This window comes from Marinobacter sp. P4B1, assembly GCF_001447135.1.
GTDB lineage: Bacteria > Pseudomonadota > Gammaproteobacteria > Pseudomonadales > Oleiphilaceae > Marinobacter > Marinobacter vinifirmus.
Map to the genome: position 1 here is coordinate 228322 of NZ_LLXM01000005.1, position 23929 is coordinate 252250.

The 23929-nt window shown below is 59.1% G+C and carries 24 protein-coding genes, 1 tRNA gene and 2 riboswitches; of the genes, 3 read left to right on the top strand and 22 right to left on the bottom strand.

What is annotated here, in order from left to right; all coding sequences use genetic code 11:
* Positions 1 to 135 precede the first annotated feature (135 nt).
* A complete protein-coding gene (locus AQ621_RS02800) occupies positions 136 to 1143 on the top strand; it encodes a hypothetical protein (protein ID WP_058340171.1) in 1008 nt (335 codons plus the stop codon).
* A gap of 9 nt (positions 1144 to 1152) precedes the next feature.
* On the opposite strand, the gene AQ621_RS02805 is transcribed toward AQ621_RS02800, so the two are convergent.
* Positions 1153 to 1770: a trimeric intracellular cation channel family protein gene (locus AQ621_RS02805; protein ID WP_058340172.1), complete on the bottom strand. Its 618-nt coding sequence runs from the start codon at positions 1768 to 1770 to the stop codon at positions 1153 to 1155.
* Between the two features lie 22 nt (positions 1771 to 1792).
* Positions 1793 to 1892, bottom strand: a riboswitch (glycine riboswitch).
* A gap of 1 nt (position 1893) precedes the next feature.
* Positions 1894 to 1982: riboswitch (glycine riboswitch) on the bottom strand.
* A gap of 163 nt (positions 1983 to 2145) precedes the next feature.
* Here AQ621_RS02805 and AQ621_RS02810 point away from each other — a divergent pair.
* Positions 2146 to 2526: a rhodanese-like domain-containing protein gene (locus tag AQ621_RS02810; protein ID WP_058340173.1), complete on the top strand. Its 381-nt coding sequence runs from the start codon at positions 2146 to 2148 to the stop codon at positions 2524 to 2526.
* Positions 2527 to 2539: 13 nt separating this feature from the next.
* Here the strand turns inward: AQ621_RS02810 and AQ621_RS02815 are convergent, their stop codons facing one another.
* The 6 genes from AQ621_RS02815 to AQ621_RS02840 all read right to left on the bottom strand — a co-directional run bounded on the left by AQ621_RS02815 (position 2540) and on the right by AQ621_RS02840 (position 8819).
* On the bottom strand, positions 2540 to 3076 hold the full coding sequence (locus AQ621_RS02815) for a GTP-binding protein (RefSeq protein WP_082640870.1): 537 nt from the start codon (positions 3074 to 3076) through the stop codon (positions 2540 to 2542).
* A 10-nt stretch (positions 3077 to 3086) separates the two neighbouring features.
* Complete coding sequence (locus tag AQ621_RS02820) at positions 3087 to 4040, bottom strand: hypothetical protein (RefSeq protein ID WP_058340174.1); 954 nt, start codon at positions 4038 to 4040, stop codon at positions 3087 to 3089.
* A 72-nt stretch (positions 4041 to 4112) separates the two neighbouring features.
* A complete protein-coding gene (locus AQ621_RS02825) occupies positions 4113 to 4469 on the bottom strand; it encodes a roadblock/LC7 domain-containing protein (protein WP_058340175.1) in 357 nt (118 codons plus the stop codon).
* A 38-nt stretch (positions 4470 to 4507) separates the two neighbouring features.
* Positions 4508 to 4930: a roadblock/LC7 domain-containing protein gene (locus AQ621_RS02830; protein WP_058340176.1), complete on the bottom strand. Its 423-nt coding sequence runs from the start codon at positions 4928 to 4930 to the stop codon at positions 4508 to 4510.
* A gap of 140 nt (positions 4931 to 5070) precedes the next feature.
* Entirely contained in the window at positions 5071 to 7701 is a 2631-nt protein-coding gene (locus AQ621_RS02835; protein ID WP_058340177.1) for an AAA family ATPase, read from the bottom strand.
* On the bottom strand, positions 7698 to 8819 hold the full coding sequence (locus tag AQ621_RS02840; RefSeq protein WP_058340178.1) for a metallophosphoesterase family protein: 1122 nt from the start codon (positions 8817 to 8819) through the stop codon (positions 7698 to 7700). Before AQ621_RS02840 ends, AQ621_RS02835 begins: the two co-directional genes overlap by 4 nt.
* Before the next feature lie 226 nt (positions 8820 to 9045).
* Here AQ621_RS02840 and AQ621_RS02845 point away from each other — a divergent pair.
* Positions 9046 to 9122 (top strand) — tRNA-Met (locus tag AQ621_RS02845).
* Between the two features lie 208 nt (positions 9123 to 9330).
* Here AQ621_RS02845 and AQ621_RS02850 read toward each other — a convergent pair.
* From AQ621_RS02850 to tsf, 15 genes are all read right to left on the bottom strand, one after another.
* Positions 9331 to 10209 (bottom strand): DMT family transporter, encoded by an 879-nt coding sequence (locus AQ621_RS02850; RefSeq protein ID WP_058340179.1) that lies wholly within the window; start codon positions 10207 to 10209, stop codon positions 9331 to 9333.
* Position 10210: 1 nt separating this feature from the next.
* The gene (rnhB, locus tag AQ621_RS02855; protein WP_022989877.1) at positions 10211 to 10813 is read right to left on the bottom strand and encodes a ribonuclease HII; all 603 of its coding nucleotides are present in this window, start codon (positions 10811 to 10813) and stop codon (positions 10211 to 10213) included.
* Entirely contained in the window at positions 10813 to 11991 is a 1179-nt protein-coding gene (gene lpxB / locus AQ621_RS02860; protein ID WP_058340180.1) for a lipid-A-disaccharide synthase, read from the bottom strand. The genes rnhB and lpxB overlap by 1 nt, the downstream gene beginning before the upstream one ends.
* 14 nt (positions 11992 to 12005) lie before the next feature.
* Positions 12006 to 12797, bottom strand: coding sequence for an acyl-ACP--UDP-N-acetylglucosamine O-acyltransferase (gene lpxA / locus AQ621_RS02865; protein ID WP_058340181.1), 792 nt, complete (start codon positions 12795 to 12797; stop codon positions 12006 to 12008).
* On the bottom strand, positions 12797 to 13231 hold the full coding sequence (fabZ, locus tag AQ621_RS02870; protein ID WP_201785316.1) for a 3-hydroxyacyl-ACP dehydratase FabZ: 435 nt from the start codon (positions 13229 to 13231) through the stop codon (positions 12797 to 12799). The genes lpxA and fabZ overlap by 1 nt, the downstream gene beginning before the upstream one ends.
* Positions 13232 to 13248: 17 nt before the next feature.
* Complete coding sequence (gene lpxD / locus AQ621_RS02875; protein ID WP_058340183.1) at positions 13249 to 14274, bottom strand: UDP-3-O-(3-hydroxymyristoyl)glucosamine N-acyltransferase; 1026 nt, start codon at positions 14272 to 14274, stop codon at positions 13249 to 13251.
* 39 nt (positions 14275 to 14313) lie between these two features.
* Positions 14314 to 14811 carry an OmpH/Skp family outer membrane protein gene (locus AQ621_RS02880; protein ID WP_058340184.1) on the bottom strand — a complete coding sequence of 166 codons (498 nt, stop codon included), beginning with the start codon at positions 14809 to 14811 and terminating at the stop codon, positions 14314 to 14316.
* A 42-nt stretch (positions 14812 to 14853) separates the two neighbouring features.
* Positions 14854 to 17172 (bottom strand): outer membrane protein assembly factor BamA, encoded by a 2319-nt coding sequence (gene bamA / locus AQ621_RS02885; RefSeq protein WP_058340185.1) that lies wholly within the window; start codon positions 17170 to 17172, stop codon positions 14854 to 14856.
* Positions 17173 to 17217: 45 nt separating this feature from the next.
* Positions 17218 to 18567, bottom strand: a complete 1350-nt coding sequence (rseP, locus tag AQ621_RS02890) for an RIP metalloprotease RseP (protein WP_022989870.1) — start codon at positions 18565 to 18567, stop codon at positions 17218 to 17220.
* Positions 18568 to 18616: 49 nt separating this feature from the next.
* Positions 18617 to 19801 (bottom strand): 1-deoxy-D-xylulose-5-phosphate reductoisomerase, encoded by a 1185-nt coding sequence (gene ispC, locus AQ621_RS02895; RefSeq protein WP_058340186.1) that lies wholly within the window; start codon positions 19799 to 19801, stop codon positions 18617 to 18619.
* A complete protein-coding gene (locus AQ621_RS02900) occupies positions 19798 to 20649 on the bottom strand; it encodes a phosphatidate cytidylyltransferase (protein WP_058340445.1) in 852 nt (283 codons plus the stop codon). The genes ispC and AQ621_RS02900 overlap by 4 nt, the downstream gene beginning before the upstream one ends.
* A gap of 19 nt (positions 20650 to 20668) precedes the next feature.
* On the bottom strand, positions 20669 to 21439 hold the full coding sequence (gene uppS / locus AQ621_RS02905; RefSeq protein WP_058340187.1) for a polyprenyl diphosphate synthase: 771 nt from the start codon (positions 21437 to 21439) through the stop codon (positions 20669 to 20671).
* A 62-nt stretch (positions 21440 to 21501) separates the two neighbouring features.
* On the bottom strand, positions 21502 to 22059 hold the full coding sequence (frr, locus tag AQ621_RS17515; protein WP_022989866.1) for a ribosome recycling factor: 558 nt from the start codon (positions 22057 to 22059) through the stop codon (positions 21502 to 21504).
* Between the two features lie 18 nt (positions 22060 to 22077).
* Positions 22078 to 22806 (bottom strand): UMP kinase, encoded by a 729-nt coding sequence (gene pyrH, locus AQ621_RS17520; protein WP_022989865.1) that lies wholly within the window; start codon positions 22804 to 22806, stop codon positions 22078 to 22080.
* A 182-nt stretch (positions 22807 to 22988) separates the two neighbouring features.
* Entirely contained in the window at positions 22989 to 23858 is an 870-nt protein-coding gene (tsf, locus tag AQ621_RS02920) for a translation elongation factor Ts (RefSeq protein ID WP_058340188.1), read from the bottom strand.
* Positions 23859 to 23929: the final 71 nt, after the last annotated feature.

Genomic DNA, 23929 nt, shown 5'->3' on the forward strand with positions numbered 1-23929 from the left:
ACAGCATGCTGGTTTTAATGGCGTCCGATCCGGTGTCCGGGCTGATTCCCTGAAACAGGTTGCTGAGTTTACCGACTGAATAGGCTAACCTTCCAGTCACTTAGCTTTGATATTGTAGGCCCCAAGGTAGCCCGGATGCTCAAGATAAACCGAGAAAACCTCAAATCCAGCCACCAGCTGATCTGGTTCATCATCGACTTTGTGATGCTGGGGCTGCTGATCCTCAATCTCGCGCTGATTATCTGGGACTCGATTTATAACTTTATAGCCGTACAAAACCTGCTGAAAGACTACGCCCCGGCCATTCAGGAGCTTTACCACCCCATCCACGAACGCTTCATTTTCTATGACCTGATCTTCGTGTCGATCTTCCTGGGCGAGTTTGTCCTGCGCTGGGGCTACTCCATCAAGGCCCGGGTGTATGACCGCTGGTATTTCTATCCGTTCATCCACTGGTACGACCTGGTGGGGTGTATTCCGGTAGGCAGCCTCCGCTTTCTGCGAGTGCTGCGGATTATTTCCATTATTTACCGGCTGCACCAGTACAAGATCATCGACTTCACCAGCACCCGCCTGTACCGGTTTGTCATCTTCTACTACGAAGCCTTTATGGAAGAGCTGTCTGACCGGATTGTGCTAAAGGTGCTGAGCGGCGTGCAGGATGAGGTGAAACGTGGTTCGCCCCTGTTCGAGCGTATCCAGAATGACATCCTTTTCCCGCGACGGGAAATGTTGTCTGACTGGCTGTCCGAAAGGGTCGCCCAGGCAGCGAAGCAGGGCTATATCCCCAATCGGGGTGCGCTGCGGGTTTACCTGGAAAACCGGGTTGACCATGCCCTGAAACAGAACCTGGAACTGTCACGCCTGAAGTACCTGCCGGTCGTGGGCCCGACCATCCAGGACACCCTGGAAAATGCGGTGGGTGACATTGTGGCCAACGTGGTGCACCAGATCCTGGATGACCTCGCCTCCTCCACCAACCATGCCTTTATTGAAGACATCGTTAACGTGTTCCTGCCGGAGCCCGGCGAAGGGCTGACCGAAGAGGGCGAGAAAGAGGCTTTGATCACCCTGATCCTGGAGGTGATCGACGCCATCAAAGACCAGGTACACGTAAAACACTGGCGGGAGAACCTGCCGTAACAGAATCCTTCACTGCCACCGGGCATTGGAATAGCTGAACACCGGCAGTGAAACCTGCCAGCGGATGGCACACATACGCAGTAACAAGCCCAGGCTGAACGCCGCCAGCAGGGTAACGTCTTCATGGAACCCTTTGCGCACCAACACCAGATACACCAGCGCCACCACCAGCGACACGCTGGCATAGAGCTCATGGCGCAGCACCTGCGGCGTGCGGTTGCACATGATGTCACGCAGAATGCCACCAAAGATGCCGGTGGTGATGCCGGACATGACAATCACCGGGGTTTCGTAGCCCAGGCGCAGCGCCACATTGCAGCCAATCACCGTGAATGCCACCAGGCCGATCGCATCCAGCACCAGGAACAACTGGTGCAGGTGGCGCATAAACCGGGCAATAATGATTGTGGCCAGGCCACCGGTGATGGTGAGGTAGATATAACTGGGATGCTGGGTCCAGGTAACCGGGAAGTTACCCAACAGGATATCCCGGACCGTACCACCGCCCAGGGCGGTGAGAAAGGCAATAACCGCCACACCGAACAGATCCATATTGCGGCGCCCGGCGGCCAGGGCCCCGGACATGGCTTCAGCGGTGATAGCAATCAGATAGACAGAGGTCAGCACACAGAACTCCTGTGTAATCGTGGCCTCTCCCCCTGTCCCTGATACCTGAGAGTTTACAGGATGTGTCCTGCTTGCCCCTTCGGTGGACTGCAACGGGGCAGTCACTCTCCAGTCGGCTGTTCATGATAGGTCGCAGTACATGGGCCTGAGCGTTTATGGGAGTTTGCGCCTTCGGCGGGGTGCAGCTGCACCCTCTCTCCTGCGAGGGGGCGGATTATATATCAATCCACACCACTTGCCACTCAATCAGGAAACAGTCATTCCGTTGATAGCAAGCCTGTATGGAAGTGATATAACCTTAGAGATTGATGAAATATAAGCGCTCACCTATCTTTACTGCCAGACAACCAAACCAGTTTCAACAGGAGCCTGCCAATGAAAACTGCTCACGACCTAGTAGAAGCCGCCCGTGCGGAAATTCGTGAAATTCCGCTGGACCAGGCCGACGACGCCATCAAGAAAGCGGACGTACTGCTGGATGTGCGCGAAGCAGACGAATACAACACCAGCCACATTCCCGGCGCCGTCAATGTGTCCCGTGGCATTCTGGAATTCAAGCTCACCAACGATCCGGCATTTGAAGACCGGGGCCTGAACCTGGTGATCTACTGCAAGAACAGCGGCCGTTCAGCCCTGGCAGCCAGGGCCATGAAGGAAATGGGGTACATTCATGTTCAGTCTATTGCAGGTGGCATTGAAGCCTGGGAAGCTGCCGGCAAGCCGCTGGTAAAACCGGAACTGCCAAGCTTCGATTAAACCCGGGGGCGGATCAGTCTATAGAGGCAAGCAGCGCACGCACCATGTGGTTCGCCTGCGCCTTGTCTCTGGCATCAAAGCTGAACACGGGCAGAACCAGCCCCTGTTCCGCCAGGTTGGCACGCAGAGATCGCAAGTCCGGCTTTGCCAGCAAGTCGGTTTTGGTCAGGCCAATGACAACCGGGGTGCCCGGCGCAATCTTTTCGATGGCGGCCAGCCAGCCCTCGCATTCTTCCTGAAGCCGTTCATCACTGGCATCCAGCACCAATAACACACCAAAAGCTCCTTCAAGCACGATCGACCACATGTGCTCAAACCGCTCCTGCCCGGGCAAGCCGTAGATGAACAGTGGTTGGCCGTCCTCCAGCATGACGGTAGAAAAATCGAAGGCGACAGTTGTGGTGGTTTTATCACCCATGGCCGGCTCGCTCATGGGCATTTCGGTGGATACCGGTTCCGAGTCTGACAGGGTTCGGATGGTGGTGGTCTTACCGGCCCCGACCGGGCCGGCAATCACCAGTTTTACGGCACTACTGTTAATGTCTTGCATGCGGTGTCCGTCAGGAGGCTTTCTGGAACAACCCGAAGCGGGCGGCCAGCTTCTGGAACAGGCCTGCTGCCGGCAGCCGGTCGTTCGACGCTGTTTTCGGGTGTGGCGAGGGCATTTTCTGCTGGTCCGGCACAATCAACCCTGCGGCCTGGAAGCCCCACAGAATACCCGACGCCTGCACCGGTTCGATGCCGGTCAGCCCGGCCACCTTTTGCAGATCTCGATGGCCCTTGGCCAGCAGGCTCGCAACCCGGAGCGGCTCGATCAGATCCGGCGCGGCGCCAAGATCCGGCCAGCACTTCATTCGTGATCCTTCCAGAGGGAACATGGGCAGGGCCTCGCCATGATGGATGCCGGCACGAATCATGAAAATATCCAGGCTTTCGGCATGACCATTGGCAACCTGGCTGCCAGCGGCCTCACGCAGCTGCCAGCCCGGCTGCCCCAGCAGTTGCTTGGCCTGAAGCATCACCTCAGACGACGCTGCATGGATGGTTCCAGTCGACGGGCAAATGCCAAGCTCCACCCCGTCCAATGCCATCACCAGGTCACCCGCTTGCCGGCTAAGGGCCTGGGCCAGCAGGATTAGTCCAGCCGTCCGGGATGTTACCGACGCCGCCGTTGCCTGTGCCGGCGCTGCCGGTTTGGCCTCAGCTTTCAGCAGGTTCAGCAAAGCCCGCACATAAACGTTTATGGGTGCGTGCTCGCCGATGGTGGCGGTGGCGGGGTCAAAGCGGTCGTTTGCCCGGGTGATGGCAAGCACCGGGATTTGCTTGCGCCGGGCATAGTCCTGTATCCGTTCACCATACAGGTCATCGGCGGCAACGATAGCACAATCGCACCGGGTGCCGTCCCAGGGCCGCAGACGGCCTTCTATCTTGTGGGCCTGCAGCAGCCCCGCTGCCAGCCGGAGCCTTTTCTGTAGTTCATCACCGGCGACAGCTACCCTGATATCAACGTTCATTGGTGGAGCCTCCTTTACACAAACCTGTTCAGAAAAGGGCCCGTCTGGAGGGCCCGGGAATCTCTCTTTCGATCAGGAGAAATCCTGGTCTTTCTCGAAGCTGCGCAGCTCATGGCGAGCCATGGCCAGGTTCGCCCGGGAACGGTCCAGCACCAGGTACAGGAAAATCTGCTGGTTGCTTTCCAGCGGGCGAATCAGGTGGTACTGCTTGGCCAGGCTGATCAGCACGTCTTCGATGGTGTCGTTCAGGTCCAGGCTGCTGGCCACTTTGCGCTTGGCACGCAGCACTTCGGAATTGCCAGCCGCAGCCAGTTCCAGATCAATTCCGGTGCCGTCTCCGGCCATCATCATGCCGCTGTCCATGTCGACCAGGGCCGCTGCCACGTAGCCGTCGATTTCACGCAGGGATTCAAGGTTGATTTTTGCCATGCTGAACTATCCTTCTTCTGTTCTGTTGGGGTTGGAAATCAGTTGTCGATGGTGTCGGCCAGGGCCTGGGCCGCATCCAGGGTCATACGCAAGGCCATGGCCAGGTTCTCGCTGCGGTCTACACAGACGGACAGCGCAAACTGGTGCTGCTTGCAGGGCAAGCGCACAGTGATGATGGACCCGTGGCTGGTGGCAATGACATTGTGGGAGCACTGGCTCTGCAGGATTTCCCGGCTGAATGCCTCGCTGAGAGACATCAGGGAACAACCCAGTGCGGCCACCCGGCTGCTGCGGATGGCATCGTTCTTGGCGGTAAAGGCCAGTGAACGACCGTCCAAGGTAGTCACCGAAGCGAATACGCCGGCACTGTTGTTGCCCAGCACCCGGTCCAGGGTGGCCTGGCAGGCTTCGCTGAACTGGTCAACAACATTGGAATTTGCTTGTTTATCGGTAGCTTGCACAGGCCCAACCTATCACTTAATTAAAACGCATAGTTTCGACAAATCGAAACAGGTGACAGTGTTACGGCCTGAAAAGACAGGCAGATCAGTTATGTCGTAATAAGTTTCAGTTATTTTACGGAATTTTTCGTTTCAGCGTTTCAGCTTTTCAGCTTCTGGAGGTCAATGGGCGGCACCCCGAGGTCTTGCCATTTCTCGGGATGACAGGTGAACAGCAGGATCTGATGCCGGCTGGCAGCATCGAACAAGATGCGCTTCATGTCTTCCAGCCGGTTCTGGTCGCTGTGCACCAGGGTGTCGTCCAGGAGAATCAGGGTGGGCCTTTGGGCTTCCTTCAACAGGTCGGCATAGGCCAGCCGGCTGATCAGCCCCATCTGTTCCCGGGCACCAAAACTCAGTTCGGCAATCTGGCCCAGCTCATTCCCCCGATTGAAGGTTCCCGGCCGCAGGTGTTCGTCCACCTCCAGCGTTGCATTCGGAAACAGCAGCGACACGTAATGGTTAAGGTGTTTTTGCAATGGGGCCTGCAGACGCCGGGTCAGCGCCTGGCGTTTGTCGGTCAGCAGTGTGAGCAACAAATCCAGTGCCCGGGCACGGCGGTCCAGCTCCTGGTAACGGCGCTGACACTGTTCCAGCTCCGCCTGCTTCTCGCTCAATTGCTCTTCCAGGCCTTCGGCACCCCAGGCCTCAAGCCGAACACGAATGTCCCGAAGTTCCCGTTGCCGGTCTTCCTGGGTTTGCTGCAAAGTCTGGATCGTGCGCTGAAAACGGTCGATATCCTGCCGCAGGATATCCGGCCGGGCCTCGCGGATTTGCTGCTCCCGCTTCGCCATGCTCTCGCGCAGGCTGACCTGCTGCTGTTCGATCCGGGCAAGCTCAGCCGTTAATCGGGTCAACTGTTGTTGGCGCTCGGGGCTGTTGGCCTCGTCTTCCAGCCGCTGCCATTCGGCCCTCGCGTTATCCCGGGCCTGCTTGCCAGTGAGCAGTTGCGCCTGATGGCTGCGCTCGCTGGCCTCGGCGTCATTCAAGCGCTTCTCGGCACTGGCCAGGGCGCTTTCGGCCGAGGCCAGATCCAATACCTGAACGTCCTGATCCGGTGCGGGAGTGGCTTCCAGTTTTTCACGAACAGCCTTCAACTCTGCCTGCAGTTCCGCCAGCTCGGTTTCCAGTGGCTCCAGACCGGCCGGGGCAACCGAACGCAACAACTCGACGGCATGTTTACGTTTTTGCTCCGCTACCTCCCAGGCGGAGGCACGGCTTTCTGCCTGCTCAACGGACGCCACAGCCATGGCCTGCAATTGCTCGTCCAGGGATTGTTCGAGCATTTCGAGCTTGCGCCGGGTACGGGCCAGCTCCTCGCCGCCCGGGGCGATGCCCAGAGTGCCTACGCCCGGAATAACCAGCTGCGAGGCTTCCAGCAATTGCTGTTCGCCCTGCCCCTCCAGCTGCCGGTCGTCCAGGGTGATACTAGCGCCGGGCTGCAGCTGCCAGCTCAGGCGGGTGGCAACGGTGCCGGAACGGATGGTTTCGTCATTCAGCTCCCTCGCGGTTGTTTTCAGGCGGGCCACCGCGGCGGTATCGATGCGGTTTGCCTTTGCCTGTTCCCGGGCCTCGTCAACCTGTTGCTGGTATTCCCGGGCCCTGGCCAGGTTTTGGCTGAGGGCCTGCTGTCGCTGTTCAGACTGGCGCAGATCCTGTTCCAGCCGCTGCCGGATTTCCTGCTGGCGAGCAAGTTGCAGTTGTGACCGGGCACTTTCATAAACACCCCGGGCATCGTTCAGGGCGCCAGCCAGGGCAGCGGTCTGCTGCCCGGTTTGTTGCAGCTTGCGTTCGGCACTCTCCAGTTCTGCCTTGCGGGCGCTGCGCTGTTCGTCCAGCCGGCTCAGGTGGCCGAGGTTCTGTTCCAGCAGCTCGCGGTTCTGAACCAGCTGCGCCAGGGTATTCTTCTCCTGCTCCTGCTGCTGTTCCAGCTGCTCCACCTGCTGCAGCTGTTCACGGGCCTGGTCCAGTTGCCGTCGGGCATCGTCCCAGGGCTTTTCCTGTTCGGTGCGATCAAACTCCTGCGACAACTGCCCGAGGCGATCCACCTGCCCCTGATACTGCTCAACCCGCAGCTGCAAATCGTCGACCTGTTGCTGCAGTTCTTCCCGCTCTTTATCCAGCTTTTTGTAGTCACCCTTGGGCTGGCCAGTGGCCGTCAGCAACACGTCGCGTTTGCCTTTTACTTCCTCTATGACTGCATCGCCGCCGGTGCTGGCCACCTCGCCAACCAAGGCATTGAGGGCGGATTTCAGGTGATCGCCCGCGTGTTCAACGGCTTGTTCGATATCCTGCCCCGTGCCCTGCTCTACCCACAGCAAGCCCGGAATACCCCAATGCTCCGCTTTGCTGGCACCCCGCTTGGGATACTGGTAACCCAACAGCTCCGCCAGCTTTTCCTCCGCATCGTCTTCGCTCCAGGTCTCATTGCCGACCGACAAGTCACAGCGGGTGCGTTTCAGGAAACTTTTAACCAGGCGCCATTGGGCACCCTGATGCTCGAAGGCCAGTTCAACGGTGGGAGCTGCTGCAGAGTCGCCCCAGGGGCGAAGGTCGTCCACCGCCTGGGACCGGTAACGTTCAAAGAACGCCGCCCGGATGGCCCGCACCAGGGTACTTTTGCCGGATTCGTTGGGGCCGTGGATCAGGTTCAGGCCGGGCTGAAGATGCTCAAGGGCAAAGGGATGGCGGAACTGGCGCAGCTGTTCAACCTTCAGGCTTTGCAGTTTCATTGGCCTGCCTCCTGAGCCGGTGTTTTCAGCATGGAGGCCAGAATGGCCAGGGCATCCCGGGCGGCTTCGCCTTGCTCCCCGGCTTGTTGCTCCCGCAGGGTTTCGATCACCTCGCCAACGTAGCCGTCGGCTTTCAGGGCAGCAATATCGTCGTCGGTGGGTGCCAGCTGCAGGTTACTGCGTTCGCAACGAATGCTGCGGAAACGGGCTTCGGCAACCGACAATCCGTGCAGCAGTTTTTCTTCGCCCGCCAGGGTAATCAGCCCATCCAGCCGAAGATCCACCACCGAGGATTCGGGCAGGTTTTGCAGGCGTTCCAGTAACTGGTCCAGGTCGGATTCCACAGAAAGGGTTTCCCGCCATTGATACCACTGGTAACGACCGGTAGCGACCACCTGAACCTGCGGCAGCTCGCCCGGCCCGGAAATATCGACAATCAGGGCATTACCGGCCTCGTTATTCCGGAACCGCTCCGGCTCCGGGGTACCGCTGTACCAGGTGCGTTCGTTGATTTCCTTGGTACCGTGCCAGTCACCCAAGGCCAGGTAATCCAGTTTGCTGGCTTGTGCCCGATCCGGCGCAATAGGGTTGGTGGAATCGATTTCACCCGCCAGCAATCCCTGCACGCTGCCGTGGGCCAGCCCCACCCGAACTAATCCTGCCGGGGTCTCGTAGCCACCGAAAGCTTCTGTCAGATCACCATAGGTATGGCGCTGGGTCAGCGGTGCGTTCAGTATGGCGAGGCCTTCGGCAGCCAGTTCGATAACGCCCGGCTCCAGCGCCAGGTGCACGTTATCCGGCACGGCACCCAACCGTTGAGCGCGGGTCCAGACGCTTTCGGCGAGCGCCGCATCATGGTTACCCGGCAGCATCACCCAGGGGCCTGGGAATGCCCTGGTGGCGTTGAACACCCGGCGAATGGTGCGATCAGATACCGTCTGGGCATCAAACACATCACCGGCCACCAGCACCGCCTGGCACTGATGTTCATTGGCAAGGCGGGTCAGCTTTTCTATGGCCTCGAACCGGGCTTCCACCAGCGCTGCACCGTCTTCGGTTTCAAAACGGCTGTAGGTACGCCCCATTTGCCAGTCGGCGGTGTGTAGAAATCTTGGCATTGCGTGCCCCTTCAAAATGTAGACTTTAGTCTAATCGCTTGCCGATTCTGGCGTGGGAGCCCGACGGCTTCTGCTACCATCCTAATCATGCCGGGGCTTCATGCAAGCAACCTTCACAGCTGACCCTGGCGAGGGTCTTAAATAAGGTTTGACAAGCACCCTGCCCAGCTGTATTATGCGCACCTCGTTGATCGGGGCCAGCCCCGAAGACAACAACCAGTTTTGATGCGGGGTGGAGCAGTCTGGTAGCTCGTCGGGCTCATAACCCGAAGGTCGTAGGTTCGAATCCTGCCCCCGCTACCATATAAAAGAAAGGCAGATCAGTCACTTACTGGCCTGCCTTTTTTGCGTCTGGGACAGCCAAATTTCCCTGTGACGTATATGTGACATATATGTGCCAATCCTTGTGACCGCCTATTTGGGTGGTTAGGTGAGATTGACCGTAAGTCCGCCACGCCGGCCACACCCTCGTTCACCGCAATGCTGGTCGCTTACTCCACCCTACCGGTCTTCACGTCCGCACTGGCACAGGAGGCGTCTCCCGCTGGGACCAGACCGCCTGCACCACACCCGAAACGATGATCAACGCGCCACCGGACATTTGCAGCAGGTTCAGGCTTTGGTCAAACAGCAGCCAACCCAGGATAATCACCGTAATCGGCTCCAGGTATGCGAGGGTACCGTAGGTTGCCGCCGGCAATGCCTTTAACGCCACCACCGCCAGCATAATCGCCAGGAAGCCGGGCAGTACGCCGGCCGCCGCCAACCAGCCCCACTGCCCGGCCTGGATAGTCTCATCCTGCATGAGCATCAGCGGCAGCATGCAAAGCGCCCCGGCCAGCATCTGGTATCCGCTTCGGGTCAGTACATGCACCCGTTCGTGAATCAAGCGGTTGGTCAGGATAAATGCGGCGTAGCAGAGCATGGCGCACAGGGCATAAAACAGGCCTGCCGCCTCTTCCGCCCGGCCGGAGAGGTTAAAGTTGAATTCCATCATCATGGCAAAGCCGAACAGCGCCAAGGCGATCAAGGCTGCACCCAGGCCCGACAGCCGCTCCCCCATGAAAAAATGCGCCACTATCGACGCGGCAGCCGGGGCCAGGTACAGCAGCATCACGGCGTTGGCCATGCTGGTGTAATTCATGGCCATTACGTAGAACACCACAAAACCGGCCAGGAATGCCCCGGTTACCAGAACCTTGAAACCGGGCCAGGTGAATACCTTTGCTCGCTGTCCAGTCAGCAGGAGAAACGCGGCCATTAATGCCGCCCCTATAAACAAGCGATAGAAGGTAACAGTTTCCGCGCTGACACCGGCATACACCGAGATGGCGCCAATGGTGCCCATAAAAACTGCGGCAAACACGGCGGCAAGTATGTGCGAATTCATTTTACAAACACTCCCGGACGGGACGAAACGACCGCCGGTGCTCCGGCGTTGCACCTAACCGCTTAAGCGCTTCCAGGTGCACGGGTGTGGGATAACCTTTGTGCTGAGCCAGGCCGTAGCCGGGGTATTGCTGTTCCAGCATCTCCATTTCCCGGTCGCGGGTGACCTTGGCGAGGATAGACGCTGCGCTGATCGCCTCTACCCGGGCATCGCCCTTCACCACCGGCTCGGAGGGCCAGCGCCAATCCGGGCAACGGTTGCCGTCTACCAATACGTATTCAGGCTCGATAACCAGGCCTTCCACTGCACGGGTCATAGCCAGCATGGTGGCCTGGTAGATATTGATCTGGTCAATTTCCGCTGCCTCACACCGGCCCAGGCTCCAGGCAGCGGCCTTTTCGAGGATCTCGTCGTAAAGCTTCAGGCGGCGTTTTTCGGTGAGCTTCTTGGAATCGGCCAGGCCCTCGATGGGCCGCTCCGGGTCCAGGATCACGGCCGCAGTCACCACTGCACCAATCAGCGGGCCACGGCCCACTTCATCAACTCCGGCCAGCAACCGGCCCTTGTAGCTGCACTCAAACGGTGGAAGGTCTTTTGCGGCCATCAGCGCCGGCGCTCCATTAACTCGGAAATGGCGGTGGCAGCACGTTCGTCCGCATTCTGGCGCAGGCTTTCGTGCAACTCGGTGAAGGCTTGCTGCAACTGCTCGCGCTCTTCGGTGTTTTCCATGCGCTCCAGCACGGCGGCGCCCAGGGCCTCCGGTGTGGCGTCATCCTGCAGCAACTCCGGTACCAGGCCTTTTTGCGCCAGCAGGTTCGGCAGGGCCACCCAGGGCACCTTCACCAGACGGGACAGCAGTTTGTAGCTGAGGTTGCTCAACCGGTAGCCCACCACCATGGGGCGCTTGAGCAGCATGGCTTCCAGGGTTGCCGTGCCGGACGCCAGCAACACCACATCGCTGGCGGCCATCACTTCCCGGGAACGACCGCGTACCAGCGTAACCGGCAGCTTCACTTCCAGCGCCTCTACCAGACCCTCTACCTGTTTCTCCCGGTCCCGGTTGACGCAGGGAATCACCAGCTGGATATCCGGGCGGCGCTCCTGCAGCCAGCGGGATGCCTCCAGAAACAGGGTGCCAAGGCGCTCAACTTCCCCACCCCGGCTGCCCGGCAATACCGCCAGAACAGGCTGATCGGGGTTCAAGCCAAGTGCCTTGCGGGCCGCCCCTGTATCTGGCTGCATGGGAATTCTGTCAGCCAGCGGGTGCCCCACAAAGGCCACCGGCACATTGTGCTCTTCGTAGAAACGGGCTTCGAAGGGAAACAGGGTGAGCATCAGGTCGACAGACTTGGCAATCTTGAAGATTCGCTTCTGGCGCCAGGCCCAGACCGAGGGGCTTACATAATGAACCGACGGAATACCGGCTTCCCGGCAGCGGCGTTCAATCGCCAGGGTGAAATCCGGGGAATCGATACCGATGACCACATCCGGCGGTGTGGTGAAGAAGTATTCCAGCAGGCGGGCACGGATACTGAACAGCTCGCGAATGCGCCCGAGCACTTCCACCAGCCCCATCACGGAAAGCCTTTCCAAGGGTACCAGGGAGTGAAAGCCTTCGGCGATCATTTCGTCGCCGCCGATGCCCACAAAGCGGGCTTTCGGATAGCGTTTGCGCAACGAGCGAATCAGCCCGGCACCGAGGATATCCCCCGATGCCTCGCCGGCGATGATTGCAATGGTTACGTTGCGGGAGCTGACCTGCCCGGTTTCAGCGGTTGCCACCAGGGCCTCCTGGCTCAGCGAATGATGCCGCGATCCGCTCCCCGGAGCGAGTCAATCAGCGGGCGGACTTCCGGCACGTCATTGAAGGACTTCTCGAGTTCTTCAACCGCCTGCTCGGTGGTCAGGCCCTGACGGTAAACCACCTTGTAGGCGCGGCGCAGGGCCATCAGCACGTCTTTGCTGAAGCCACGACGTTTCAGGCCTTCCACATTCATGCCATGGGGCTGGGCAGACTGGCCAGACGCCATCACATAGGCAGGAATGTCTTTGAGTACGATGCTGCCGCCAGCCGCCATGCTGTGGGGGCCGATGTGGCAGAACTGGTGCACCATGGTGCCACCACCGAGAATAGCGTGGTCGCCTACGGAAACGTGGCCGGCCAGCGTGGCGCAGTTGGCCAGGATGGTGTTGTCGCCTACGATGCAATCATGGGCCACGTGTACATAGGCCATCAGCAGGTTGCCGCTGCCAATGCGGGTTTCACCCCGGTCCTGAACCGTGCCACGGTGAATCGTGCAGTTTTCGCGGATAACATTGTTATCACCAATCACCAGCGTGGTGGGCTCGCCGGCATATTTCTTGTCCTGGCACTCTTCACCGATGCTGGAAAACTGAAAAATGCGGTTATTGCGACCGATTACCGTTGGGCCCTTGACCACCACGTGGGAGAGGATCTCGGTACCTTCGCCGATCTCCACACCGGGGCCGATGTAACTCCAGGGGCCTACGGTTACGTTGTCTGCCAGTTTGGCTGACGGGTCTACAATCGCATGAGGATGGACACCCGACCAGTCATTTGTCGCCATCAAACTTCTCTCTCAGCGGTCATGATTTCTGCCACGCACACCACTTCGCCATCAACGAGTGCCCGGCAATTGAATTTCCAGATACCGCGCTTGGCGGAGACAAATTCAGCCTCCATATCCATGCGGTCTCCCGGCACCACGGGGCGCTTGAAGCGCGCTTTGCTGGAGCCAGCCAAATATTGTATCACGCCATCAGAGGGTTTCCGTTCTACGGTCACAAAACCGAGAATGCCCGCCAACTGGGCCATAGCTTCGATAATCAGCACGCCAGGCATGATCGGGTTATCCGGGAAGTGCCCGGTAAAGAACGGCTCGTTGAAGGAGATGTTCTTGTAGCCCTTGATCGACTTCCCTTTCTCCACATCGGTAACCCGGTCTACCAGCAGAAACGGGTATCTGTGTGGCAGGTACTCAAGAATCTCATCAATCTTCATCTGCATGTTGATCGGCCTCAGCCCTCTGATTTCTTTTCCAGTTCTTTTATGCGCCGGGCCAGGCTGTCCAGTTGCCTGAAACGCACGGCGTTCTTGCGCCAGTTCCGGTTGGTGTCGGCGCTGGTGCCGGAAGAATACACGCCCGGCTCGCGGATATCACCCGTTACCAGCGTCATGCCGGTAAGATGCACCTGATCCCCGATCTCCAGGTGCCCTGCCACCCCGGAGGCGCCACCAAACACACAGTGTTTGCCGATGCGGGTACTGCCGGCGATACCGACCATGGCGGCCATGGCGCTGTGATCACCGATATGAACGTTGTGGGCGATCTGGATCAGGTTATCCAGCTTCACGCCGTTGCCAATGACTGTGCTGTCGAGCGCGCCACGGTCGATGGTGGTGTTGGCGCCCACTTCCACATCATCACCCAGCACCACACCGCCGAGCTGGGCAATGCGGTGCCACTGGCCCCGGTCGTTGGCAAAGCCGAAACCGTCTGAACCGATCACCGCACCGCTGAGGATATGGCAACGCTGCCCCACTACAATGTCGTGGGCCAGGGTAACCCGGGGGCGGATGATAGTGTGGTCTCCGATGCGGCTGCGTGCGCCGATGACGGTGCCGGCGCCTATTACAACGTGGGCTCCAAGATGCACACCGGCTTCAATAACCGCGTGAGGGCCTACACTGGCAGTGCTGTCTATGCTGGCGCTCTCATCTACCACAGCGGTGGGATGAACACCGGCTGATGCCACCGGCGCAGGGTCAAACCAGTGACTGAGGCGAGCATAGCCCATGTACGGGTTGTCCAGTAACAGGACATTGGTAGGGCAATCATCCGCGGCTGCAGGTGAGAGGATAACCGCACCGGCCCGGGTGTCTTGCAGGTATTTGCCGTAGGCCGGATTGGCCAGAAAGCTGATCTGATCCGGGCCGGCGGCCTGCAAGGTGGCCAGGCCGCTGACCATGATATCGGGGTCTCCCCGGAGACTGGCTCCCAACGCATCGGCTATTTCCTGGAGCCGATAGGACTTCTGTGACATTGCCTTCTCCAAACACCGGGGCGGGGAGCCCCTTGTTCTTTACTTGTTCAGTTTGTCCAGCAGCTGGGACGTCAGATTCATTTCCGGCTTCACGTACACCACCGCTTCGCTGGGCAGGATCAGGTCCAGGTCATGCTCTTCCAGCAGTTCTTTGACAGCCACGTCTACTTCCGGGCGGGCATTTTCAAGGAACTGCTGCTTACGCTGGTTAACCGTGGCGTCGAGGCGTTGCTTGAGAAAGTTGAACTCCTGCACCTTCTCCTGGAATTCGCCCGCCACCTTGTTACGTTCGCTTTCGTTCATCATCGAACCGTCTTTCTCCAGGCGGTCTTTCAGCTTGCGGGCTTCTTCCTGGGCCTGGCGGACCTTTTCTTCATCTCCGGCAAAGTCCCGCTGCAGCTGCTGGCTGAAGGTCTGGGCATCATCCGAGGAAAACAGGGCCTGGCGCAGATCCACCACACCAATGCGGGTTTCTGCAGCTGCCTGGGCAGAAAAGGCCAGCAAGGCGGCACCAATCAAAGCAGTCACACGGTTCATCATCAATCTCCTTTGTTTCATCCTTTATTTTTTATAGTGGCGTCAGAACGTCTGGCCCAGCGAGAACTGGAATACCTGGGTATCGTCACCTGCCTTGTCATTAAGCGGCTTGGCCAGGCTGAATGCAAGCGGGCCCACGGCCGTGATCCACTGGAAGCTGACACCCGCGGCGGTGCGCACTTCTGTCAGTTCCGGATCGAACCCGCGCTCGGTGTCGAACACCTGCCCGGCATCCAGGAAGAACGAGGTTCTCATGGAGCGGGAATCCCCGGCGAACGGTGTCGGGAAGATCAACTCGAGGCCAGCTTCGGTGAGCAGGTTGCCGCCAAATGGATCCTGATCCGAGAAATCGTTGGGAGCATTCTCCGCCAGGTTACCCAGCGAGTTCGCGCGGTAACCGCGCACCGAGCCATAACCACCGGAGTAGAAATGCTCGAAGAACGGCATCTGGGTGCGGTCACCATAACCGTCCCCGTATCCGATTTCTGTTCGGGCTCTCACAATCCAGTCCTGTGCATCAGTCACCGGGAAGTAGAAGTCGGTACGGTGTGAAGCCTTGTAGAAGGTCAGGTCACTGCCCGGTACCGCCACATCCAGCGACAGCGAATGGCTATAACCATCGGTTGGCAACACGCCCCGGTTGAGGGTGCTGCGGCGCCAGTTACCAAACAGGAAGTAGTTGGTAAAGGAGTCGCCTTCCTCCGCCACGAAGTCACGGACTTCCTGGGCAGAGAACACCCCGGGCTTGATATCGGAACGAGTAATGCCGGCACCAAAGCTCAAGCGGGTGATAGAATCTGTCGGATAACCGAAGGTCAGGCGCCCGCCGTATTCATCCAGCAGGTAGGAGGAGATATCCTCTTCCTCGTAGTCGGTTTCCCGGGCGAACAGGCTGAAGCCACGGCTTACGCCATCGACGGTGAAGTACGGGTCCAAGTAGGAAACATTGGCGCTCTTGACCGAGTCACTCACGTTTACACCGAACGACACCCGTTTGCCGCTGCCGAAGAAATTGTTTTCAGACACCGAGGCACCAAGGATCACACCGGAGTTCTGGGAGAAACCCACAGACGCCGACAGGCTGCCGGTCGGCTGTTCCTGCACGCTGTAGTTCACATCCACCAGGTCATCGGTGCCGGGTACCGGGACGGTTTCCACATCCACCGTCTGGAAGAAGCCGAGGCGCTCAAGGCGGGTCTTGGAAAACTCGATGCGGTCAGACGATGCCACGCCACCTTCCATCTGGGTCATTTCCTGGCGCAGCACTTCGTCCTTGGTGGATACGTTGCCTTCGAAATTGACCCGGCGCACGTAGGCCCGCTTGCCCGGCTCGATGAAGAAGGTCACCGCGGCGGTATTGTCCTCGCCCGGTTCCGGCACGGCGTTCACGTTGGCAAAGGCATAGCCCTCACGCCCAAGGCGGAACGACAGGGCTTCGGAAATGGCGGTCATCTGGGCCCGGGAGAACACATCGCCTTCTTTAACCGGGATCAGCTTGCGCAATTCCTCTTCTTCAACAATCAGGTTACCGCGCAGGCGGATGTCAGAGATGGTGTACTGGGGGCCTTCATCCAGGGCGATGGCGATAAACACCTGCTTCTTGTCCGGTGAAATGGACACCTGGCTGGATTCGACGCTGAAATCCAGGTAACCGCGGTTCAGGTAGAACGACCGCAGAGATTCCAAATCACCACTCAGGCGTTCCCGGGCGTACTTGTCTTTGTTGGTCAGTGAGTTCCACCAGCTGCTGGTACGCAGCTCGAACAGGTCGATCAGCTCTTCGTCGCTGAAATCCTTGTTGCCGATGATGTTGATGTGCTGGATGGCGGCTACCGAGCCTTCGTTGATATCCAGGCGCACGGCTACCCGGTTGCGGGGCAACTCTTCTGCGGTCGCTTTGACCCGGGCGTTGTATCGGCCCTGGGCAATGTAGGAGCGCAGGATTTCCAGCTCCAGGCGCTCCAGCGTGGCCCGGCGGAACACCTGCCCTTCTTCCAGGCCCGCCCCGGCCAGGGCGTCCATCAGCATATCGGTTTCGATGTTCTTGTTGCCTTCGATCTCGATCGAGGAAATCGATGGCCGCTCCTTCACCGTCAGAATCAGCACGCCACCATCACGGCTGGCCTGGATATCGGTAAACAATCCGGTGCCGAACAGATCCTTGATGGCGCCCGCCAGGCGGGTTTCGTCAATCTGCTCACCAATATTGACCGGGAATCCGGCAAATACGGAACCGGCGGATACCCGCTGCAGGCCTTCTACCTCGATGTCCGCAACCGTAAATTCATCCGCCAGCGCTGGCTTCATACCGGTTGCGGTAATGGCGAGGCCAACGGCTACAGCTAGAAGGGAACGTCTCATTCAGTTTTATCGCCTGGTTAATGTGCGGTAAGGAGCCCGCAATTCTCACAACCGCATCAGGTCGTTGTAAAGAGCAAACACCATTAAACTCAGAATCAAAGCCATACCAATTCGTAATCCCAGCGCCTGCGCGTGCTCCGACACCGGCTTCCGGCGGATGGCTTCGATGGTGTAATACACGATGTGGCCGCCGTCCAGAACCGGAACCGGCAGCAAGTTCAAAACCCCGAGACTGACGCTCAGATACGCCAGGAACCGGACAAAATCCTCGAATCCGGAACTGACGCTGGCTTCCGCCACCCGGGCGATGGTGATCGGCCCGCTCAGGTTAGTGGGCGACAACAGGCCGGTGACCATCTTCTTGATGGCCACCAGTGTCAGCCGGGTGTCGGCCCAGGTTTCTTCAAGCGCATTGGGAATCGCCGCCAGCGGGCCGTAGCTAATCTCCCGAAGCACGCTATCCGGCCAGCTTATGGCCTGCACCCCGGCGCCCACAAAACCGATGTCCTGGCCGTCTTCCAGCGTTCTGGTGGCCGGCGTTACCGGAACATCCAGAGTCTGACCGTTCCGCTCCACGGTTAACTGCAGCTGCTGCTCCGGGGACTCGCGAATGATATCTACCAGCGCGAACCAGTCCGCCACCGGCTCACCGTCTACAGCGGTAACCCGGTCATCGGGCTGCAACCCCGCCATGGAGGCGCGGCCGTCTTCACTGATCTGACCCAGCACCGCCGGTACGTCCGGGCGCCAGGGGGTGATGCCGAATTCCGCCAGCGGATTGGGTTCGTCGTTGCTGAGGTTCCAGCCGTTCAGCGGGGCCGAAAAGGTACCACGGGCACCATCACGGGAAACTTCCAGCGAAATGGGGCCCTGCTCCCCTGCCCGCTCCAGCAGGCGCATGTTCACGTCGCGCCAGGACGTCACCTGGCGGCCGTCCACCCCCAGAATTTCCATACCTTCCTGCAGGCCCGCGCGCTCGGCCACGCTGTCTGGCGCCACTTCGCCAACAATGGGTGCTACCGTGGTCACTCCCACCACGCTGATCAGCCAATAGGCAAAGATAGCGAAAATAAAGTTGGCGACGGGCCCTGCTGCCGCAATGGCAATGCGCTGGGACGGCGGCTTGGAGGTGAAAGCCTGGTCTTCCAGTTCGGCCGGCACAGGGCCTTCCCGGGCGTCCAGCATTTTCACGTAGCCGCCAAGAGGGATGGCGGCTACGGCAAATTCGGTGCCGTGGCGGTCGTACCAGGAAAACAGCGGCTTACCGAAACCCACAGAGAAACGCAGCACTTTGACTCCGCAGCGGCGAGCAACCCAGAAATGGCCGAACTCGTGCAGCGTCACCAGAATGCCGAGGGTTAGTGCAAGTGCCAGTACGCTTTGAATAATCTGCATAGACTGTCCGGTTGATAACTGAAAGCCGGCGCAACACGCCCCGCCGGAATCAGACCGATAAAAGGCGAATCTGTTCCATTGCCCGTTCGCGGGCTTCGGCGTCTTTCCGGAAGATGGTATCGAAACTGTCCGCCGATACCACGTCGGTGGCCGCCATTGTTCGCTCTATGATAACGGGGATGTCTGCAAAGCACAGCCCGCCTTCAAGGAATGCCGCCACGGCCACTTCGTTAGCGGCGTTGAGGACGGCTGGCGCGGTGCCACCGGTGGCGAAGGCTTCAGCAGCCAGCCTCAGGCACGGAAAACGCTGCAAGTCCGGGCGCTCGAAGTGAAAGCGGCCGATGGCGAACAGGTCCAGGGGAGCGACCCCGGCTTCGATACGCTCCGGCCAGGCCAGGCCATTGGCGATCGGAGTTCGCATATCCGGGCTACCCAACTGCGCCAGCACCGAGCCGTCTGCATACTCCACCATGGAATGGATGATACTTTCGGGGTGAACATGTACCTCCACCTTGTCCGGCGAGGTATTGAACAGCCAGCAGGCCTCGATAAGCTCCAGGCCCTTGTTCATCAGGGTGGCGGAATCAACGGAAATCTTCTGGCCCATGGACCAGTTGGGGTGGGCACAGGCTTGGGCAGGCGTTACCGAGCGCAACTGTTCGGCCGGCAAAGTTCGAAACGGCCCGCCAGAGGCGGTGAGCAGAATGCGGGTAATGCCAGCCGCTTGCGGATCACGCACCTTGTCTGCCGGCATGCACTGGAAGATGGCATTGTGTTCCGAATCGATAGGCAGCAGTTCAGCACCGGATTCAGCCACGGCATCCATAAAGAGCTGGCCGGACATGACCAGGGCTTCTTTATTGGCCAGCAGTACTCGTTTGCCAGCGCGCACCGCCGCAAGTGTCGGCGCCAGCCCGGCAGCCCCGACAATCGAAGCCATTACGGTGTCGGCCTGTTCGTCTGCCGCCACGTCGATCAGCCCTTGCTCGCCACTGAGCACGCCAATGTCGGGGCAATCGGCGAGCAGGCCAGCCAGTTCCTCTGCCGCCCCGGCATCCGCCATCACCGCTACCCGGGGGCGGAATTCCCGGCAAAGCGCGGCTAATTCCGGTGCCCGTGTTCCCGCCGTGAGGGCGTGAACCGAGAAACGCTCCGGGTGCCGCCGAATAACATCCAGGGTACTCAGGCCTATTGAGCCGGTTGCCCCCAGTACCGTAATGCTGCGTGTGATCATAAATTCCAGACACCCGTAGACAACCAGCCCAGTAGCGTGATCATCAGGGCAAAGACGGGAATCGCGGCTGTAAGGCTGTCAATACGGTCCATAATGCCACCGTGGCCGGGCAGCAACTGGCTGCTGTCTTTGATACCACGGAATCGCTTGAGCATGCTTTCCAGCAAATCCCCCAGCACCGATACCAGGCCGGTAACGAGGCTTGCCAGCACCAGCAGAACGGTTTGCACGGCACCGGCGCCGGCAACCAGGCTGGCCGCCACTGCCAGGGCAGCAACCGCAGCCAGGCCGCCCCACACGCCAGCCCAGGATTTACCGGGGCTCACTTTCGGTGCCAGCTTCGCCTTGCCGAAGGCCCGGCCGGCAAAATAGGCGCCGATATCCGCTACCCAGACCACCAGGAAGATGTAGAGAATGGCCAGCAGGTTATTGGTCAGCTCACCGAACTGGAAGCTGCCGGTACGCAGATGGTTCAGCCCTACCCAGGCGGGAACCAGCACAAACAGCCCCATCAGGGCCCGTAGCGGCACGGCACCCCAGCGATCGGAGCCCGCCGGGTAACGGCTTACCAGCCCGAAGCACACCAGCCACCAGAGCAGGGCCAGCCAGAGCACTGTTATGGCCGGCACCTGCAACTGCCAGATCACGGCCAGAAGCCCTGCCATGACCAGGGCATAAATCACGCGCCCCGGCTGGCCTTCGATACCGGACATATTGGCCCACTCCCAGGCGCCAAGGGAGATAATGGCACCGGTAAACAGGGCGAAGCCCGCCGGAGGCAGGAAGAAAATCCCGCCGATCGCGATAGGGGCCAGGATAAGCGCGGTAATAATTCGGGTTTTTAACACGGTGTTGGTCGCTATATCGTTATTGTTTTGTGGCGCGGGCGGCGATCTGGTCATCGGTTTGCCCGAACCGGCGCTTGCGCCCGGCGTAGGCTTCCAGTGCCTTCTGCATTTGATCGGCCTTGAAGTCCGGCCAGAACACCTCAGAGAAATAGAATTCGGTGTACGCCAGGTGCCACAACAGGAAATTGCTGATGCGCTGCTCGCCAGCTGTACGGATCAGCAAGTCAGGCATGGGCAGGTCACCGATACTCAGGTGCTGCTGGATCAGGTCATCAGTGATATCTGAAGCTTCCAGCTCGCCAGCGCGCACCTTTTGGGCCACTTGCCGGGTGGCCTCGGTAATATCCCAGTGGCCGCCGTAATTGGCGGCAATCACCAGGGTCATGGCGGTGTTGTCACGGGTGAGCGTTTCAGCCCGCTCCATGTGTTCCTGGAGGGTCGGATTAAACGCGGAGCGGTCGCCGATAATGCGAAGGCGAATGTTATTCCTGTGCAGCTTGCGGACTTCCCGCTCCAGGGCAATCAGGAACAGGCGCATCAGCGCCGAAACCTCGTCTTTCGGACGACGCCAGTTCTCACTGGAAAACGCAAACAGGGTGAGCACTTCCACGCCTTGCCGGGCACAGGTTTCTACCACGGCTTTCACCGCATCCACGCCGGCCTTGTGGCCTGCCACTCCCTTGAGCCGGTGCGCCTTGGCCCAGCGGTTATTGCCATCCATGATAATGGCCACGTGCCGGGGGCGGCTGTCTGCCTCCACCGGAATTTCTGCGGTTACTTGTCCCGTCATGAAATCCTCTGCGCGGCGGACATCCAGCCGCCGCTCATTCTGCTCTGAACAGACCCGGGCGATTATACCGCCATCAGGTCCTCTTCCTTCACCTTCAGCAGCTTGTCGACTTCAGCGATGTGCTTGTCGGTCAGCTTCTGGATTTCTTCTTCGCCACGGCGCTGGTCGTCTTCGCTGATATCCTTGTCCTTCAGCAAATCCTTCAGCATGCTGTTGGCGTCCCGACGGGCGTTACGGATAGAAACCCGGCCGTGCTCGGCATCGGCCCTGGCCTGCTTGACCATTTCCTTACGGGTTTCTTCGGTCAGCATGGGCATGGGTACGCGAATGGCGTCGCCATTGGTGGACGGGTTCAGGCCCAGGTCAGACATCATGATGGCTTTTTCGATGGTCGGTACCAGGTTCTTTTCCCAGGGCGCCACCAACAGGGTTCGGTTATCTTCTACGTTCACGCTTGCCACCTGCTTCAGGGGCGTTTCCTGGCCGTAGTAGTTCACCATTACGCTGTCGAGAATGGCCGGATGGGCACGGCCGGTACGGATTTTGTTAAACGCCGAACCCAGAGCCTCCAGGCTCTTTTTCATTTTCTTTTCGGCTTCTGCTTTGATGTCGTTAATCACGTAAAAATCCTCAATTCGTTATTCAATCAGTGTGCCTTCTCTCTCACCCGTCACAATGCGGGTAAGAACGCCGGGCTGGTTCATGTTGAAAACCCGCAGCGGCATACCGTGGTCCTGGGCGAGGACGATGGCTGTCAGATCCATCACACCCAATTTCTTTTCCAGAACCTCATCGTAGGTCAGGTGGTCATATTTTACTGCGGTAGGATCAAGATTGGGATCGGCAGAGTAAACGCCATCCACCTTGGTGGCCTTGAGTACCGCATCTGCTTCGATCTCGATACCGCGCAGGCAGGCCGCCGAATCCGTGGTAAAGAACGGGTTACCGGTGCCGGCGCTGAAGATCACCACGTCGCCTTCTTTCAGGTCGCGCACGGCGCGGCGGCGGTCGTAATGCTCAACAATACCACTCATGGGGATGGCAGACATTACGCGGGTACGAATGTTGGAGCGTTCCAGGGCGTCACGCATGGCCAGGCCGTTCATCACCGTGGCCAGCATACCCATGTGGTCGCCGGTTACGCGGTCCAGGCCGGCAGCGCTCAGTGCGGCGCCACGGAACAGGTTACCACCACCAATCACCAGCCCCACCTGAACACCAATGCCTATCAGGGCACCGATTTCCAGGGCCATGCGGTCAAGAACTTTGGGATCAATACCGAAATCGTGCTCGCCCATCAGGGCTTCACCACTGAGTTTGAGCAGAACGCGCTTGTATCTGGGCTGGGTTTTTGAAGATGTCGACATGGTGATCCCCTTCTCGTCTGTTGGCTATCCGGTATCAAACCCGCTGCAGGCTTGTATCTGACATACTCCTCGAAAAAAGGGGTATCTCAGATACAAGCCCGCCACGAAAGCCGGGAAAACCCGGCTGACGTGGCAGACTCAGGTAGCCCTGCCGCTTTGCGCGACCGGGCCGGGAAGAGGGATCAGGCCTTGCCTGTGCCAGCGGCAGCAGCCACTTCAGCGGCAAAATCCACTTCTTCTTTCTCGATGCCTTCACCCACTTCCAGGCGAACGAAGCCAACCAGGTCGCCACCGGCGGCCTTGATCAGATCACCCACTTTCTGTTCAGGGTTCTTGACGAACGGCTGCTCAACCAGGCTGTTCTCAGCCAGGAACTTCTTGATACGGCCACCCATCATCTTTTCAATGATCTCTGCAGGCTTGCCTTCCATATCCGGCTGGGCCTTGATGATTTCCTTCTCTTTTTCCAGCTCTTCGGCAGGCATGTCGTCCGGCTTGCCAACGCGCGGGTTAACAGCGGCAACGTGCATGGCGATGTCGCGGGCCAGCTCTTCGTTACCGGCGCTCAGAGCTACAACAGAAGCAATCTTGTTGTTGCTGTGAACGTAGCCACCTACAACCGGGCCTTCAACCTTGATGATACGACGAACAGTGATGTTCTCGCCGATCTTCTGAACCAGCGCTTCACGCTTGGCTTCCAGATCGCCAGCCATCAGGGCTGCAACGTCGGTTTCGCCTTTTTCGAAAGCAACGTTCAGAACGTCGTTAGCGAAGCCCATGAAGTTGTCGTCACGAGCAACGAAGTCAGTCTCGGAGTTCACTTCCAGAATGTAGGCAACGGTGTTGTCGTCAGACACTTTTACCAGAGACACGCCTTCAGCAGCGGTACGGCCAGCCTTCTTGGCGGCTTTCAGGCCGGAAGACTTGCGCAGCTCTTCGATTGCAGCGTCAACGTCGCCACCAGCTTCAACCAGTGCCTTTTTGCATTCCATCATGCCAAGGCCGGTACGCTCACGCAGCTCTTTGACCATTGCAGCGGTAATTGCAGCCATGTTCAATCCTCTTAAATCGTTTCCGAATTCGGTGGGGAGGTATGCCCGGATAAACAGGCGGGCATACCTTA

What these genes read in the sequence shown, in the direction of transcription:
- AQ621_RS02800 (WP_058340171.1), top strand. Translation starts at nt 136, where the DNA reads ATGCTCAAGATAAACCGAGAAAACCTCAAATCCAGCCACCAGCTGATC.
- AQ621_RS02810 (WP_058340173.1), top strand. Translation starts at nt 2,146, where the DNA reads ATGAAAACTGCTCACGACCTAGTAGAAGCCGCCCGTGCGGAAATTCGT.
- AQ621_RS02815 (WP_082640870.1), bottom strand. Translation starts at nt 3,076, where the DNA reads ATGCAAGACATTAACAGTAGTGCCGTAAAACTGGTGATTGCCGGCCCG.
- AQ621_RS02820 (WP_058340174.1), bottom strand. Translation starts at nt 4,040, where the DNA reads ATGAACGTTGATATCAGGGTAGCTGTCGCCGGTGATGAACTACAGAAA.
- AQ621_RS02825 (WP_058340175.1), bottom strand. Translation starts at nt 4,469, where the DNA reads ATGGCAAAAATCAACCTTGAATCCCTGCGTGAAATCGACGGCTACGTG.
- AQ621_RS02835 (WP_058340177.1), bottom strand. Translation starts at nt 7,701, where the DNA reads ATGAAACTGCAAAGCCTGAAGGTTGAACAGCTGCGCCAGTTCCGCCAT.
- AQ621_RS02840 (WP_058340178.1), bottom strand. Translation starts at nt 8,819, where the DNA reads ATGCCAAGATTTCTACACACCGCCGACTGGCAAATGGGGCGTACCTAC.
- AQ621_RS02850 (WP_058340179.1), bottom strand. Translation starts at nt 10,209, where the DNA reads ATGAATTCGCACATACTTGCCGCCGTGTTTGCCGCAGTTTTTATGGGC.
- rnhB (WP_022989877.1), bottom strand. Translation starts at nt 10,813, where the DNA reads ATGGCCGCAAAAGACCTTCCACCGTTTGAGTGCAGCTACAAGGGCCGG.
- lpxA (WP_058340181.1), bottom strand. Translation starts at nt 12,797, where the DNA reads ATGGCGACAAATGACTGGTCGGGTGTCCATCCTCATGCGATTGTAGAC.
- fabZ (WP_201785316.1), bottom strand. Translation starts at nt 13,231, where the DNA reads ATGAAGATTGATGAGATTCTTGAGTACCTGCCACACAGATACCCGTTT.
- lpxD (WP_058340183.1), bottom strand. Translation starts at nt 14,274, where the DNA reads ATGTCACAGAAGTCCTATCGGCTCCAGGAAATAGCCGATGCGTTGGGA.
- AQ621_RS02880 (WP_058340184.1), bottom strand. Translation starts at nt 14,811, where the DNA reads ATGAACCGTGTGACTGCTTTGATTGGTGCCGCCTTGCTGGCCTTTTCT.
- bamA (WP_058340185.1), bottom strand. Translation starts at nt 17,172, where the DNA reads ATGAGACGTTCCCTTCTAGCTGTAGCCGTTGGCCTCGCCATTACCGCA.
- rseP (WP_022989870.1), bottom strand. Translation starts at nt 18,567, where the DNA reads ATGCAGATTATTCAAAGCGTACTGGCACTTGCACTAACCCTCGGCATT.
- ispC (WP_058340186.1), bottom strand. Translation starts at nt 19,801, where the DNA reads ATGATCACACGCAGCATTACGGTACTGGGGGCAACCGGCTCAATAGGC.
- uppS (WP_058340187.1), bottom strand. Translation starts at nt 21,439, where the DNA reads ATGACGGGACAAGTAACCGCAGAAATTCCGGTGGAGGCAGACAGCCGC.
- pyrH (WP_022989865.1), bottom strand. Translation starts at nt 22,806, where the DNA reads ATGTCGACATCTTCAAAAACCCAGCCCAGATACAAGCGCGTTCTGCTC.
- tsf (WP_058340188.1), bottom strand. Translation starts at nt 23,858, where the DNA reads ATGGCTGCAATTACCGCTGCAATGGTCAAAGAGCTGCGTGAGCGTACC.